General features: G+C 60.5%; 13 protein-coding genes. 8 read left to right on the top strand and 5 right to left on the bottom strand.

The genetic code is table 11. The features are described from left to right. Window positions 1–3: 3 nt before the first annotated feature. Window positions 4–3438, bottom strand: a complete 3435-nt coding sequence (gene rpoB / locus BN1241_RS09000; RefSeq protein WP_054953867.1) for a DNA-directed RNA polymerase subunit beta — start codon at window positions 3436–3438, stop codon at window positions 4–6. Between the two features lie 573 nt (window positions 3439–4011). On the opposite strand from rpoB, the gene BN1241_RS08995 reads away from it, so the two are divergent. The 3 genes from BN1241_RS08995 (at window position 4012) to BN1241_RS08985 (ending at window position 7881) form a co-directional block, all read left to right on the top strand. Beyond that, complete coding sequence (locus BN1241_RS08995) at window positions 4012–5448, top strand: SLC13 family permease (RefSeq protein WP_054953266.1); 1437 nt, start codon at window positions 4012–4014, stop codon at window positions 5446–5448. A gap of 94 nt (window positions 5449–5542) precedes the next feature. Further along, on the top strand, window positions 5543–7396 hold the full coding sequence (locus BN1241_RS08990) for an ATP-binding protein (protein WP_054953265.1): 1854 nt from the start codon (window positions 5543–5545) through the stop codon (window positions 7394–7396). Beyond that, a complete protein-coding gene (locus BN1241_RS08985; RefSeq protein ID WP_054953264.1) occupies window positions 7393–7881 on the top strand; it encodes a response regulator in 489 nt (162 codons plus the stop codon). Before BN1241_RS08990 ends, BN1241_RS08985 begins: the two co-directional genes overlap by 4 nt. A gap of 185 nt (window positions 7882–8066) precedes the next feature. Here BN1241_RS08985 and rplL read toward each other — a convergent pair whose 3' ends face one another. After that, window positions 8067–8459 carry a 50S ribosomal protein L7/L12 gene (gene rplL, locus BN1241_RS08980; protein ID WP_054953263.1) on the bottom strand — a complete coding sequence of 131 codons (393 nt, stop codon included), beginning with the start codon at window positions 8457–8459 and terminating at the stop codon, window positions 8067–8069. A 52-nt stretch (window positions 8460–8511) separates the two neighbouring features. Beyond that, entirely contained in the window at window positions 8512–9033 is a 522-nt protein-coding gene (rplJ, locus tag BN1241_RS08975; protein ID WP_054953262.1) for a 50S ribosomal protein L10, read from the bottom strand. Between the two features lie 413 nt (window positions 9034–9446). Between rplJ and BN1241_RS08970 the strand changes: the two genes are divergently transcribed. The 5 genes from BN1241_RS08970 to BN1241_RS08950 are packed head-to-tail and all read left to right on the top strand — an operon-like array spanning window position 9447 to window position 12656. Then, complete coding sequence (locus BN1241_RS08970) at window positions 9447–9779, top strand: PadR family transcriptional regulator (RefSeq protein ID WP_054953261.1); 333 nt, start codon at window positions 9447–9449, stop codon at window positions 9777–9779. Beyond that, the gene (locus BN1241_RS13020; RefSeq protein ID WP_054953260.1) at window positions 9776–10561 is read left to right on the top strand and encodes a DUF5808 domain-containing protein; all 786 of its coding nucleotides are present in this window, start codon (window positions 9776–9778) and stop codon (window positions 10559–10561) included. Before BN1241_RS08970 ends, BN1241_RS13020 begins: the two co-directional genes overlap by 4 nt. Continuing rightward, window positions 10554–10985, top strand: coding sequence for a PLDc N-terminal domain-containing protein (locus tag BN1241_RS12870; RefSeq protein WP_187117623.1), 432 nt, complete (start codon window positions 10554–10556; stop codon window positions 10983–10985). Before BN1241_RS13020 ends, BN1241_RS12870 begins: the two co-directional genes overlap by 8 nt. Then, a complete protein-coding gene (locus tag BN1241_RS08955) occupies window positions 10978–11910 on the top strand; it encodes an ABC transporter ATP-binding protein (protein ID WP_054953258.1) in 933 nt (310 codons plus the stop codon). The genes BN1241_RS12870 and BN1241_RS08955 overlap by 8 nt, the downstream gene beginning before the upstream one ends. Then, window positions 11907–12656, top strand: a complete 750-nt coding sequence (locus tag BN1241_RS08950) for an ABC transporter permease subunit (RefSeq protein ID WP_054953257.1) — start codon at window positions 11907–11909, stop codon at window positions 12654–12656. The genes BN1241_RS08955 and BN1241_RS08950 overlap by 4 nt, the downstream gene beginning before the upstream one ends. 72 nt (window positions 12657–12728) lie before the next feature. Here the strand turns inward: BN1241_RS08950 and BN1241_RS08945 are convergent, their stop codons facing one another. Continuing rightward, window positions 12729–14036 (bottom strand): glycosyltransferase family 39 protein, encoded by a 1308-nt coding sequence (locus tag BN1241_RS08945; RefSeq protein ID WP_054953256.1) that lies wholly within the window; start codon window positions 14034–14036, stop codon window positions 12729–12731. Window positions 14037–14089: 53 nt separating this feature from the next. Beyond that, entirely contained in the window at window positions 14090–14797 is a 708-nt protein-coding gene (gene rplA, locus BN1241_RS08940) for a 50S ribosomal protein L1 (protein WP_054953255.1), read from the bottom strand. Window positions 14798–14802: the final 5 nt, after the last annotated feature.

Below are 14802 nucleotides of genomic sequence, written 5' to 3'. Positions count from 1 at the left end.
TGATCAGAATTCCATTGCACCGAAGTCTTCCAGGCCAGTAGAGAGCGCGGGCTTCTCTGCCGAACGGAAGTCGTCTTCGGTGTCCTGAAGGTTAATTGTGTTGCCGCTAGCATCGAGCGCTTCGACGTTAAGGCAAAGTGAACGCATTTCCTGGATGAGGACTCGGAAGGACTCGGGGATTCCCGGCTCGGGAATGTTGTCGCCCTTCACAATCGCTTCGTAGACCTTGACACGACCAACCGTGTCATCCGACTTGATGGTCAGCATTTCCTGCAGCGTGTGCGCAGCACCGTACGCTTCCAGTGCCCACACCTCCATCTCACCCAGGCGCTGGCCACCGAACTGGGCCTTACCGCCGAGGGGCTGCTGGGTCACCATCGAGTACGGGCCGGTCGAACGTGCGTGAATCTTGTCATCCACGAGGTGGTGGAGCTTCAGCATGTACATGTAGCCGACCGAGATCTCGTCGGGGAAGGGTTCGCCGGAACGTCCGTCGAAGAGCTTCGCCTTACCGTTCTGGCCAACCATGAGCTCACCGTCGCGGTTCGGAAGAGTCGCACCGAGAAGACCCTCGATCTCGTCCGGTTCCACACCGTCAAAAACCGGGGTTGCCACGGTCTGGCCGGGAGCACCGGTCACAGCAGTTTCAGGCAGGCGCAGGGCCCACTCTTCACCGTCGGCACGTGCCTCGCTCGCATCCCAACCGTTTGCAGCAATCCAGCCCAGGTGCAGTTCGAAAACCTGACCGAGGTTCATACGGCCCGGAACACCGAGCGGGTTGAGGATAATATCAACCGGGGTACCGTCCGGAAGGAACGGCATGTCCTCAACGGGGAGGATCCGGGAAATAACACCCTTGTTGCCGTGGCGGCCGGCCATCTTGTCACCGATGGTGATCTTGCGGCGCTGAGCAACGTAGACGCGGACGGTCTGTCGCACGTCGGCAGCCAGCTCATCATCGTTTTCGGCAGAGAACTCACGGACACCGATGACGATGCCGGACTCGCCGTGCGGGACGCGCAGGGACGTGTCGCGAACTTCCTTCGCCTTCTCACCGAAGATGGCGCGCAGGAGGCGCTCCTCCGACGTCAGCTCGGTTTCACCCTTCGGGGTGATCTTGCCGACCAGAATGTCACCGGCCGAAACCTCGGCACCGATGCGGATAATGCCGCGCTCGTCCAGGTTCGACAGGACCTCTTCGGACACGTTCGGGATGTCCCGGGTGATCTCTTCCGGACCGAGCTTCGTGTCGCGAGCATCAACCTCGTGCTCCTCGATGTGGATCGAGGTCAGCATGTCGTCGGTAACAACGCGCTGGGACAGGATGATCGCGTCCTCGTAGTTGTAGCCTTCCCACGACATGAATGCGACGAGGAGGTTACGTCCGAGTGCGAGCTCGCCGTCTTCGGTTGCGGGGCCGTCAGCAAGAACTGTGCCAACCTCAACGCGGTCGCCTTCGGAGACGACAACCTTCTGGTTGTAGCAGTTGCCCTGGTTCGAGCGTTCGAACTTGGTGATGCGGTACGACTTGTAGTCTCCATCGTCGGTGGCGATGCGGATGATGTCGGCCGAGGCCTCTTCCACCACGCCAGCCACATCGGACTGAAGGACTTCACCGGCGTCAGCTGCCGCGCGAGCTTCCATGCCCGTACCAACAAGCGGAGCATCGGTGCGGAGCAGCGGAACAGCCTGGCGCTGCATGTTTGCACCCATGAGTGCGCGGTGCGCGTCATCGTGCTCGAGGAAGGGGATCATGGCGGTGCCGACAGACACCATCTGGCGGGCCGAGACGTCCATGTACTCAATGAGGTCGATGGCGAGGAGCGCGGGTTCACCGCCCTCTTCACGACAGAGAGCCTCTTCGTCCATGAACGTACCGTCGTCGTTCAGGCGGTCGGTTGCCTGGGCGATGACGTAACGGTCCTCATCATCCGCCGTCAGGTATTCGATTTCGTCCGTGACGACACCGTTGACAACCTTGCGGTACGGGGTTTCGAGGAAGCCAAACGAGTTGACGCGAGCAAAGGTAGCGAGCGAACCGATCAGACCGATGTTCGGGCCTTCCGGGGTCTCAATGGGGCACATACGGCCGTAGTGAGAGGGGTGAACGTCTCGCACTTCCATGCCTGCGCGGTCACGAGCAAGACCACCCGGGCCGAGTGCGGACAGACGGCGCTTGTGGGTCAGGCCCGACAGCGGGTTGTTCTGATCCATGAACTGCGACAGCTGGGAGGTTCCGAAGAACTCCTTGATCGCGGCCACGATCGGGCGGATGTTGATGAGCGAGGACGGCGTGATCGCAGCGGCTTCCTGCGTCGTCATGCGCTCACGCACCATGCGGTCCAAGCGGGACAGGCCGGTACGCACCTGGTTCTGGATGAGCTCGCCTACGGCGCGGATGCGACGGTTACCAAAGTGGTCAATGTCGTCGAATTCGATCTGAACGTCGGTGGGGCCACCGCAGTTCGCCTCGGCCTTGTCGGCGTGGAGGGCGAGAATGTAGTGGATCGAGCCCACGATGTCTTCGAGGGTAAGCTGACGGGTCTTGTTGTCAGTGTCGAGACCGAGCTTCTTGTTGATCTTGTAGCGACCAACCTTCGCCAGGTCGTACCTCTTGTCGGACAGGTAGAGGTTGGAGAGCAGGTTCTCACCGGCGCGTGCGGTCGGCGGCTCGCCGGGACGCAGCTTGCGGTAGACGTCGGTCAGTGCCTCTTCCTTGGTCTGAACCGTGTCGCGATCGAGCGTGTCGAGCAGGATCGGGTAGTCCGCAAATTCTTCGCGGATCTCTTCGTCCGTCATGCCCCAGGCCTTAAGGAAGTGGGTGACGGACTGCTTGCGCTTACGGTCAACGCGCACGCCAACAGCGTCCCGCTTGTCGATCTCGAACTCGAGCCACGCACCGCGGGACGGAATGAACTTCGCTGTGTAAATGAGCTTGTCCGAGGTCTTATCGCGCTCCGACTCAAAGTAGATGCCGGGGGAACGAACAAGCTGGGAGACAACGACACGCTCGGTGCCGTTGATGATGAAGGTACCGCCCGGGGTCATGAGCGGGAAATCGCCAAGGAACGTGGTCTGAGACTTAATCTCACCAGTTTCCCTGTAGTAGAAATCGGCCTTGACGTACAGGGGTGCGGAGTAGGTGAGGTCCTTTTCCTTGCACATGTCGACCGTGTACTTCGGATCGAAAAGACTGGGCTCGGAGAACGACAGCTTCATGGTGCCTGCCGCGTTCTCAATCGGAGAGACCTCTTCAAAGATCTCTTCCAGTCCCGACTTTTCACCGGGAGCCGCATTCTCCCTCCAAGACTTTGAACCAATCAGCCAATTGAAGCTCTCAGTCTGAAGACCGAGCAGGTCCGGAGCTTGCATGGGCTCCTTGATCTTGGCGAAGGATACGCGGGCCTTGCGGCCCCGCGAAGCGGATGCTGTCGAAATAGGCGAAACAGCCAAGTGGGATCCCTTCCCTGGAGATGGTAAGGCGTATACTCACTTCTGCGAGGCGGAGTCGCGTAATTCCCGTACTATCCCCAGAGGATACACGTCACCCCACACAAGTAAGCGCAAATATTAAATGTACACTGTCAAATCGGACGGGTCTAGCCCTCACGCCTGTGTAAGGGGTCACGTGCCAAGGCCACACTCAGTGACCACGTCTATTATGCCACCTTGGGGCCATATTCCTAAACATTGACCGACCCAGACCCACCGGGTCGCGGTGACCGATGCGTACGCTTCTTCGGTGGCGCTTCTAGTGTCCGACCCTACCCCAGTCCCCGCCACTTGCGCACGCATTCTCCACAGCGTGCCCACGATCCATCATGAGCACGGCATGGCAAGAGGGAGATCGACGATCTCACTCGGGGAAACACCTGCCTCCTTCTTTCTCGTTCCCCGCTCGTCCGGTTCGGGTTCCGTGTGTCGATTTTCCTTTAATGTCCGTTGTTGTTGGGATGTTGCGTTGGCCGATGGTCCCAGCTCTGAGCTGTTTTCGATTCTTAGAATGTGGTCATGAGCACGCCAATCAAAGATGAGGCGGCTGCCCGCCGCCGCAAGCTGGGATCGTCCATGAGCCTGACAAAGCGGGTCGGTCTCATCGTTGGCATCCTCGCGTTCCTGTTTCCCCTGATCGTTGACATTCCGAACCTCCCCGAGGCCGGGGAGCGCATGCTGGCGATTTTCCTTCTCGCCATCGTGTTCTGGATTACCGAACCCATTCCCCTTGTCGCAACCGCCGTCCTCGTGATTCTCCTCGAGGTCCTCATGATTTCGGCAGGCACGATTTTTGAGATCGGTGGCGGTTTTGAGCCGTTACCGGCAGCCGACTATTTCTCGGCTCTCGCGAACCCCGTCATCATCCTCTTCCTGGGTGGATTCATGATTGCGGAGGGAGCGGAGAAGTATCGGCTCGATAAGAACATCGCCGCCGTTCTGCTGAAGCCGTTCGCTGGTTCGATCCGGCTGACGGTGCTGGGCCTCATGATTATCACGGCTTTGCTCTCCATGTTCATGTCAAACACGGCCACAACAGCCACCATGTTTGCCGTCATTATTCCCATCATTGCCGCGGTTGAAGGGAAGAAAGCGAAGGCCGGGTTTGCGCTCGCCATCCCCCTCGCCGCCAATGTTGGTGGCATCGGGACTCCGGTCGGCACTCCCCCGAACGCTATCGCGGTGGGCGCCCTGGCCGAGCGCGGCATTCAGGTGTCGTTCATTGACTGGATGATCATGGCCGTGCCGCTCATGCTCGTCGTGCTCTTCCTCTCGTGGCTGCTCCTGTGCGCCCTGTTCCTTCCGAGGGAAGGAAAGATCGAGATCAGTTTGGAAAAGAACTGGGACTCCTCCCCGAATGCGAAGCTCTTCTACTCCATCGCTGCCCTAACGATCGTGCTGTGGATGACCGAGCCGATCCACGGAGTCTCCTCCAACATCGTTGGTTTCTTCCCCGTTGTTGCACTGCTCAGCATGAAGGTGATGTCCGGCGACGACATCAAGAAACTGGATTGGCCCGTTCTCTGGCTCGTGTCGGGAGGCATTGCTCTCGGAACCGGCGTGGCGGCCACGGAACTAGACGTGTGGCTCGTCGAATCGATCCCGTGGGAGACCTTCTCCCCCACCCTACTTCTCTTCGTATTCGGCATGATCGGGCTCGGCATTGCCAACGTCATCTCCCACTCCGCGGCAGCCAACCTGCTCGTACCTCTCGCCGTTTCTCTGGCATTCTCGCTCGACTCGGTCGATGTCACGGTTCTCGCCGTGGTCGTGGCACTCGCCTGTTCGTTTGGCATGTCGCTCCCGATCTCCACCCCACCAAATGCCATCGCCTACTCCACCGGTGAAGTCTCGGTGAAGCACATGGCGCTTGTCGGGGTGATCACCGGATTCGGAGCCACCCTGCTCCTCATCTTTGCCATGCCGCCCATGTGGGAACTCTTGGGACTCGTCTAACGCCCGCACGAGTCAGCCTGGCCTAGCAGAGCAAGAAACACTCACTCCATCGTATCCGGGCACGCGATACCGCACTATTGAGGAAGGAGGCGGCATGACACATCCCCACGGCATCATCATCGGCGAGGGTCCGATAGCACGGGACATCGCCGCCCTGCTCGTACAAGAGCGACCGCAATGGCGAATAGAGCAAGCTGGTGACGCGACAGGTGCGCGGACCCTTCTTTCCACCGGCCAGTCCCCCGCCTTCATCATCACCTGCCTTGAAGGCGATGGTGGGGACGCAGCGGAAGGTCTTATGCCGCTTGTGACCAAACATTCGGTGACTCGGTCAATCCTCGTGACGTCTACCTCCACCGTGACGGGGCTGGAGCGTTTGATAGACGAGGGCCGGGTCGATCTCATCGTCCACGGCCCCTCTCTCAAGCCCGCTCGTTTCCTCACGGACCTGTCCCACCAGGTGAGGCGCTTCGAAGACCGAGTCGCACGGGAACAGGATGAGGCAGTGGAGCGAGAATCGTTCATCTTCGCCCTGCCGGATAGTGACGACGAGATCATGGCGAAGATCGTGGCCGGCATTGATGATCTGCTCGGCTTTCAGCCCCGCATCCAACTCCCGGCCGGTGTGCGACTGACCCGGGAGGGTGAACCAGCCGAGGAAGCAACACTGTGCCTATCGGGTCAGGTCGCCCTGGAACGCGAATCCCATGCTGGCAACGTCCTCATGCATCACGCATCCACCGGCCGGATCATCGGCCTCCTGTCTCTGACCGACCAGAGGCACTCATTCTTTACCTCCCGGACCACGACGGACGTCACCGGTATCAGGCTCACTTTCGAACAGCTCAACTACGTGATCCGGACCCGCCCGGAAATCGAGCTACTGATCGCAGTGCTCCTCATTCGGTCGCTTGATCGGCGCCTGCGCAGGGCGGAGGAGATCCAGATCGAGAAGGTGGAACTGACCGCCAGGCTCGAAAAGGAACAAAGAGAACTGCGCGCCACGTATCAGGCTCTCGAACAGGCCCGTGCCGAACTCATGTCCCAGGCCCGCTTGGCAACCCTTGGTGAACTGGCCTCAGGTGTTGCCCACGAAGTCAACAACCCGATTGCCGCCATCATCCGCACCGTCGATCATCTTGGGGACGGGATTGCCGACCTGATGGGACACCTGGGAGGAGAGGCGGGGGTTGCTCGCTTGGCACTGGACCGGGCGCTCACCTCGAAGCCCGTCTCCACCCGGGAAGCCCGGGCTCTCAAACGTACCTTCACGGAGCTCACCGGTGATCCCGCGCGTGCCAACAGGCTGGTTCTCGCCGAAGTCGATGAAGAGACCCTGATGGCACTCCCCCGGGGCCGCGAGGACCTTCTCGACGTGTTGGAAACCGCCGCTTCAATCGGAACCGGCCTGCGCAATCTACGCTCGGCATCCACCCGAATCAGTTCCCTTGTTGATTCCCTCCGTTCCCATGCGAGGCCCGATGGTGATCCCCTCACGGATGTGGATCTGAACGAAAACATTGACGATGCTCTGCGCCTGCTATCACACAGACTCAAGGACATCGAGATCGTTCGGGAGTTTAGTCCGCTTCACCCCATCACCTGTCATCCCGGGCAACTCTCCCAGGTGTGGACCAACCTACTAACCAACGCGGCGGATGCTGTGGCGGACCTGCCGCACGGTCAACTCACGATCACTGCGGACAGTATCGGGGAGGACTGGGTGCGGGTCACGATCCGCGACAATGGCCCCGGCATCCCACCCGATCTACGCGACCACATTTTTGAGCCCCGCTTCACGACCAAGGCCGGCCGTGTGCAGTACGGGATGGGTTTGGGGCTGACGATTTCGAAGACCATCGTTGAGCGGCACGGGGGTCGCCTCACCCTCGACTCAACGAGCGCCGGAACTGTTGCAACTGTTGAACTACCCAGGGAGGGACCATGACACTCGCACTACTGATCCTTGACGATGAGCCGGAGGTCCGGGACGCCCTCGAACGGGACCTCATCTCCGTGGCGGGAACGATTCGGGTCGAGGTGGCAAGCGACGTGGACGACGCGTGGGAAGCCATCGAGGAGATTGACCGGGATGGTGACAGTCTCGCTGTGGCGCTGTGCGATCACCGGATGCCGGGGGTAACGGGGGTGGAGTTCTTGGTGGCGATGATGGACGATCGTCGAACGACGCAAACCCGCAAGGTCCTCGTCACAGGCCAAGCAGACCTTGCCGACACCATCCGTGCGGTCAATGCCGCGAACCTCGACTACTACATGGCCAAGCCCTGGACCCAGAAGGAACTCCTCTCGGTCGTTTCAGACTGCCTGACCGACTACATCGAGGAGAACCATCTCGACCCGCTCCCTTACATGCCCATCATCGACCGGGTACGCGCCATGACGATTATTCGGGACCGCAGCGATCTTTCGTGATGTAACTCGAGAAGTAAACCGCGACCACCACCATCCCCACCCAGGCAAGCATTGGGAGCCGCCACCGTTTCCTACAGCCGGTGGGAACTCATGGTCCAATGCCGGATTCTGGGGACAATAGCAGAGTGCCGGGGAAGGTAATCCTTCCCCGGCACTCTCAACTCTGACTCGATCGAGTCAATAAGTTACTTCAGGACGACAGTTGCGCCAGCAGCTTCGAGCTGTTCCTTGGCCTTGTCAGCGGTCTCCTTGTCAACGCCCTCAAGGACAGCCTTGGGTGCGGAGTCAACGAGGTCCTTTGCTTCCTTAAGGCCGAGCGACGTGAGCGCACGAACTTCCTTAATGACAGCAACCTTCTTGTCGCCAACTGCGTCGAGGACGACGTCGAAGTCCGACTTCTCTTCCTCAGCAGCAGCTTCGCCACCGGCTGCAACAGCGCCACCGGCTGCAACAGCAGCAACGGGAGCAGCAGCGGTAACTTCAAATTCCTCTTCGAACTTCTTAACGAAGTCGTTGAGCTCTACGAGGGTGAGCTCCTTGAAAGCCTCAATGAGCTCTTCGGGGGTGAGCTTAGCCATGCTAGCCTTCCTTCCTTCCTGCTACGCGAGCAGATTCTTGTGGGTGCCGCCCTTAGGCAGCGGATTCCTGCTTCTCGCGCAGGGCATCGACGGTGCGCACGGTCTTGGTGACCGGCGCCTGGAGAACGTAAGCAGCCTTGAACAGCGATGCCTTGAGAGCACCAGCAGCCTTGGCGAGCAGGACCTCGCGAGACTCGAGGTTGGCAAGCTTGGCAACGTCTTCGGCGGGAACGATAGCCCCTTCGAGAACACCAGACTTGATCACGAGCTTGTCGTGGTCCTTGGCGAAGTCACGGAGAGCCTTGGCTACCTGGGCGATATCACCCTTGACGAAGGCGATAGCGGTGGGTCCAACGAGTTCCTCATCGAGGCCCTTAACACCCGCTTCCTTCGCGGCAATCTTGGCAAGCGTGTTCTTCGCAACCTTGTACTCGGCGTTGTCGCCCATTGCGCGCCGAAGGTCCTTCAGCTGCTCAACGGTCAACCCGCGGTACTCGGTCAGCAGTACGCCGCTGGACTCGCGGAACAGGTCCACGAGCTCGGCAATCGCTTCGCTCTTTTTCGGCCTTGCCATAGGGCCTCCTTCCAATTATTGCCGCCAAATCAAAAAGTCAATAAAAATGCCCCGTGCAGGCGGCACGGGGCATGAAAGCTCTATACTCACCTGCGCTGGCTTCTTTACGAATTTCACCCCGTCTGGCTCACGGGTGACCGGCGGTCTTCGGCAGATTCAAGATTATGCCATTGCCACGTGATCGCCAAGTGCTGGGCAGGAAGTGTGCGCCACAACTCACGGATGCCTCACATAAACGGGCAACCCGCCCCGCGCTCGCGGACGATCGATGCACGTGCCGACGAGACCCCGGGATCCTCATCGTCCGCTCAGCATAAGGCGGGCCATCAAAAATCCTTGCTCGCGTACCAACGTTCTGGACAGCCTCCACTAACTGCACTACTATGTGTCACCTAGTACTAGGTAAGGCAGATATGGTTCCGAAAGATTCTCAGTTGCGGCGGGGAGTGCTGGAACTCGCGATCCTGACGCTTCTTGGCGCCAGGCCACACTACGGCGGGGCAATTGTCAGCAATCTCAGTTCCCGCCAGGGACTCGAGTCCGGGGCGGGCACCGTCTATCCGCTCCTCACGAGGTTGAGCAACTCCGGTTACGTCAGCACGACGTGGCAGGAATCTCCGTCGGGTCCTCCCCGCAAGTACTACCAGCTGACCCCGCAAGGAACGAAGCATCTTGCTCACCTATCCCAGACCTGGAGCGACCTGGTTTCGTCCATGACAGACCTGATGAGAGAAGGAAACCCATGACTCCTGAAAATTTCTATCGAGAGGTGCAGGCATATCTGGCGCGCGGGAGCACCGATCGCGATCGGATTCTCGCGGATCTCAAGGACATCCTCGATCTTGGGGTATCTCCCCAAGACCTCGGCCATCCGGCGGACTATGCGCGCAGCGCCTCGGGCGCTGATGAGATGGAGGAGGAGAAGGCGCCCAGGTATAGCCGGGTCTGGGATCCCATGAACCCCAGCATCTTGGTTCCGAGAGTCATCGGGCTCGGTTGGGATGTGAATCTGGGGGCCTTGGCAGTCAAGCTTGGATGGCTCCGCCCGGACGACATGGATGAGGACGTCATCGAGGCGATTCCGGACGCCGCGCTTGCTGTTGCGCGAGCACTCCCGATCGCCGCAGCAATCGCCACCGCTGTCGCAAGCATCGTAGCGGCCGCGCAGTCGGAAGGCCGGCTGCCATCCGGGTGGGATGCAAAGTTTCGACCACGAAAGCACGCGAGCACTGCCACCGCCCTACTGCCAAGCATTCTGATCTCCTGGGGTACGGCCGCGTGGTCAAGCATGGCGAGGGAGCGCCACGATGTTCTATCCCGATCAGTCTTTGCCACCTCCCTGTCCCTCATTGGGACCGGAACTGCGATCATGGCGGCACGAGCGACGCGTCTCGGCGATCGGGCTCAGCCGATCATGGGAGTTGCCGGGATCCTCGTCGCACCTCCGCTTGCCTCAGTCGCGGCCGGATTGCTTCCCGTCAGGGCAGGGCTGCTCCGGACCTGGAAGGATGCTGGTCTTCATGGTTAACACTACGATCCCCGACCTCTCGCCCGCGGTCTGGGTCGGTCTTGGCATCCTGGCTGCTGTGAGCCTTGGTCTCCTCGTAGCGGCGGTCATCGCCGTGATTCGCACACCGGAGGATGGGCTACCCGAGGAGTTGTCCCGCGTCGCATGGATTCTCATCTGTCTTGTTCAGTTTGCTGGTCCGATCGCGTTCTTTGTCCTCCGCGCCAGGCACCGGCGAGAAGCCAGTAGGGATGAAGCGATGCCAGAGCAGCTGGATGGCTCAATCGAACCACCTGTGCCGGTGCAGATGGAAGGGAAAGAGCGTAGCGGCACCGACACTCAGGCTCAGGTCTCCGACTCCCAGGGAAAAGCGGGTTCCCAGATCCGTAGAGAAAATGGCAGGCAGGACAATCGCCTGGACATTATTGGCAAGCTCTATGGCTGAACCCGCGCTGGCGATCAGAGGCCTGTCCAAGTTCTATAGCACCACAGCCGCTCTCAGGGATTTCTCCGTCACTGTTAACGACGGTGATGTCTGCGCACTGGTCGGACCCAACGGGGCGGGAAAGACGACTCTCATCAATCTCCTTCTCGGCCTGACACACCCGGATAGCGGTTCCATCGCGATCTACGGGCACCGGGCTGGCAGCATCTCGGCACGCCGCCACGTCGGCTTCCTTCCCGACGTTCCCTCATTTCCGGGTTGGATGACAGCGGAAGAGGTCCTTCGACTCTTCCTTGACCTATCGGGGAAGTCAGACCATTCGGTCGTCCATCCGCTCCTTGACGCCGTCGGGCTCTCTGGCAACAGCCGGCCGGTCCGTCAGTTTTCTCGGGGAATGAAGCAGCGGCTTGGTCTTGCGCAGGCACTCGCGGGATCCCCACGCCTGTTGGTTCTGGACGAGCCGACGTCGGCTCTCGACCCCTCGGGCCGGCGCCTCTTCCACGAGATCATTCGTTCCCTCCGAGGAAGAGCCACGGTCCTATACTCCACTCACTCCCTCATGGAGGCTGAAAGTGTCTGCAGTTCCACCATCATCGTCCACGAGGGACAGCTGATCCGTCACGCCACCCTCGACGAACTCATTCACGAAGGGCAGGGCCTGATCGTCGACGTGACCGGCCCGGTCGAAGCCCTTGTCGACAGGCTCCGCTCTGCGCACTGGGTGCGATCAGTTGCGACAAAGAGCGACTACTCTCGGACCAGGATCTTCTTGACTGTCACCGACCTCCCCACGGCTCAGCACGACCTTCTCCCGCTGATCATCGACACGGGGGCACTCCTGTACTCGCTCGAGCCCCGCGGGCTCGAGGACATCTTCCTTGAGTTCACTGCTTCCGAAACCCTGTCGAACGGGGGAACGCCATGAAGGCAATCCGTACCCACATTCATCACGAGCTCACCGGCATGGTCCGTACGTGGCGGGGTCCTGTCATTCTCACAGTCGTCATCTTCTTGGCACTCTCCGGCCCTGCCCTCACGAAGTTCCTGCCCGATTTCATCTCATCAGTCGCCGGACTAGGGTTAGAGGTCGGCACTGCCACGGGCGCCGATGTGGAGGCACAGTGGGCGAAGGATCTTTCTCAAGTCATCACCTTTCTCCTCATACTCACCGCGTCCTACTCCCTTGCGCATCCGCTGAGCAGCGGCAGCGCCGGCCTCATGCTGGCGCGACCCATCAGACGCCGCACTGTGCTCGCGGCACCGGCAATTGCCCACGTCATTGTTGTGGTGGTAGCGGTAGGGATCGGGGCGGTAGTAAACGGCATCGTTACCTCTCTCCTGTTCGACGCAGGGTTTACTGCTCCGTGGGGACCAACGCTCAGGTGGCTCGTTCTCATCGGTGTCCTGTTCTCGGCAACATTCGTCGGCGCTGCCACGACGGGGAGCACTGCCGGGGCGGCGGGCATCGGGTACGGGCTCTACTTCCTTCTCGCCCTCCTCTCGGCCATCCCCTCACTCTCCGACTATTCACCCGCCGGACTTCTTCACCTCGCAGGAAGTGAGAGCTGGCATTGGTCCGCGCTCACGGGAGCCACGCTTAGCCTCGTTCTCATAGCTATCGGAAACCGACTCTTTGCGACCCGGCCACTTTCCGCGAGTCCGCAACCATAACAAGGATCTGCGAATCCGCAGCCTCGGTCCAGCCATTCTCGAATTTTCCGCAAGCCTCGTTCGACGCTCGGATTAGAGGAGCGGCGAAAGCAGAAGCGCCGCGTAGCCGACAAGACCAATGACGAGGAGAATGCATTTGTTCTTGACACGCTCGAAGAGGATCCCGATAAAGGTCACGTACATGGGAACTGCCGTGATGGCGTAGCGTCCTGAGATAGCACGGAAGTAGGCGCCGTTCGACAGGATCTCGCGGCCCTGAACAATCAGGGCTGTAACAATGGGGAGAATCACGACAAGGATGGCGAGATGGCGGGCGGGTCCGGTGTTCCTCACGGCCACATACAACGCGGAAGGTATCAGAATGAGGAATGCGACGTAGAGCATCCAGCTCCAGCCTTCCAACAATCCGGAGTTAAGATCGGGATGGAGGTACCAGTCGCCGGCTGGTGAAGTCAGCCCCCAGGGCGCTCCCCCACCAACAATCGTGTTGAGAACGGCGAGGGAGTCACCGATTTCGAAGGGTTCCGTCGAGAGCCCGGTGATCGAGGGGACGTAGTCAGCGGGCCTGCGAGAGCTCTGGAATGCAGTCCACAGCACGTAGGGAAGCGCCGTGCCAAGGGCAACGCCGAGGGCGGGTTTGAGCCTCTTCCACTTCTCGTCCTGGAAGAGCGCGACAAGGAATGCGAGAATGCCGACGGCGAGAACCGCCACGACCGACATGGTTCGAGTCGTTGAAATGAGAGCGGTGAGAACGAACGGAAGTACCCACCCGTGGTTTCCGTGTTTGAAAATCCTGGCCGCCATCCAGACCGCCGCGGCACCCGCCAGCATGCTGATCGCATCGTTGTGGACTATGGCAGCTGACTGAGCCAGTGCAGGCGCGCTCATGGCGATGAGCGTGGCGCCCACCGAGTTTCTTCTCCTCACGGCCCAGGAGCGGATCGCGAGGTAGAGGCAGGCAGCGCCGGCAGCACCGAGGAGCGCAGAGGCGATGCGGGCACCGTCGGTGAAGTCAACGCCGATGACACCGAGCGCCTTGCCCGCTCCTCCCGCGAACGCGAAGTAAAGGGGCGGGTGGAAGGTGTTGTAGTTTTCGCCCTCAAAGGGCCAGTCGGTCGCCGGGTGGTCGGCAACTTCATTGCAGGGCGGGGGCACAACGCCGCGGATGTCTCCCTCCATGCCCCGACAGCTCCATGCCTGCCTCGCGTACTCCGACAGGTCATCACCCTGGACGGGGATGATGCCGTTAGAGACCTGGTAGGAGTAGTCGATGTAGGTCCACTCGTCGTACCGGGACAGTCCCGGGGAGGCGATGATCGCGATCGTGGACCACAGGAGCGAAGCCACTGCCAGGAGCAGAGCAACTCCCCATTCGGGCATACGGAAGCCCCCGACCAACTGGTCGGGGGCGGAAACCGCATTACCGGGCAGGACTAGTCCTCAAGCAGGGACTTGGTCTTGGTGGCGTCGAGGGGGATGCCGGGGCCCATCGTGGTCGAGACGGTTGCCTTCGTGATGTAGCGGCCCTTGGATGCGGACGGCTTGAGACGAAGGATCTCTTCCTGAGCTGCGGCGTAGTTCTCGACGAGCTGTTCGGTCGTGAACGAGGTCTTGCCGACGATGAACGCAAGGTTGCCGTGCTTGTCGACACGGAATTCGATGCGGCCACCCTTAATGTCGTTGACTGCCTTCGCGACGTCCATGGTCACGGTACCGGTCTTGGGGTTCGGCATGAGGCCACGAGGACCGAGCACGCGGCCGAGACGACCAACCTTGCCCATGAGGTCCGGGGTTGCGACAGCGGAGTCGAAGTCGGTCCAGCCGCCAGCAACCTTCTCGATGAGCTCGTCGCCGCCGACCTCGTCAGCACCGGCGTCGATAGCCTGCTGAGCGCGGTCACCGGTGGCGAAGACGATGACGCGAGCGGTCTTACCGGTGCCGTGGGGCAGGTTGACCGTTCCGCGGACCATCTGGTCTGCCTTACGGGGGTCGACGCCGAGGCGGAACATGACCTCAACGGTGGCGTCAAACTTGACCGTTGACGTCTCCTTCGCGAGGTTCATGGCCTGGAGCGGCGAGTAAACTTCGCCAGCGTGGATCTTCTCCGCTGACCTCTTGTAGTTCTTTGAGCGCTTTGCCATTGCTG

Source organism: Flaviflexus massiliensis, assembly GCF_001375495.1.
Classification (GTDB): Bacteria; Actinomycetota; Actinomycetes; order Actinomycetales; family Actinomycetaceae; genus Flaviflexus; species Flaviflexus massiliensis.
The sequence above is the reverse complement of the archived record's forward strand: the minus strand, read 5'-3'. Positions and strand labels throughout refer to the sequence as shown.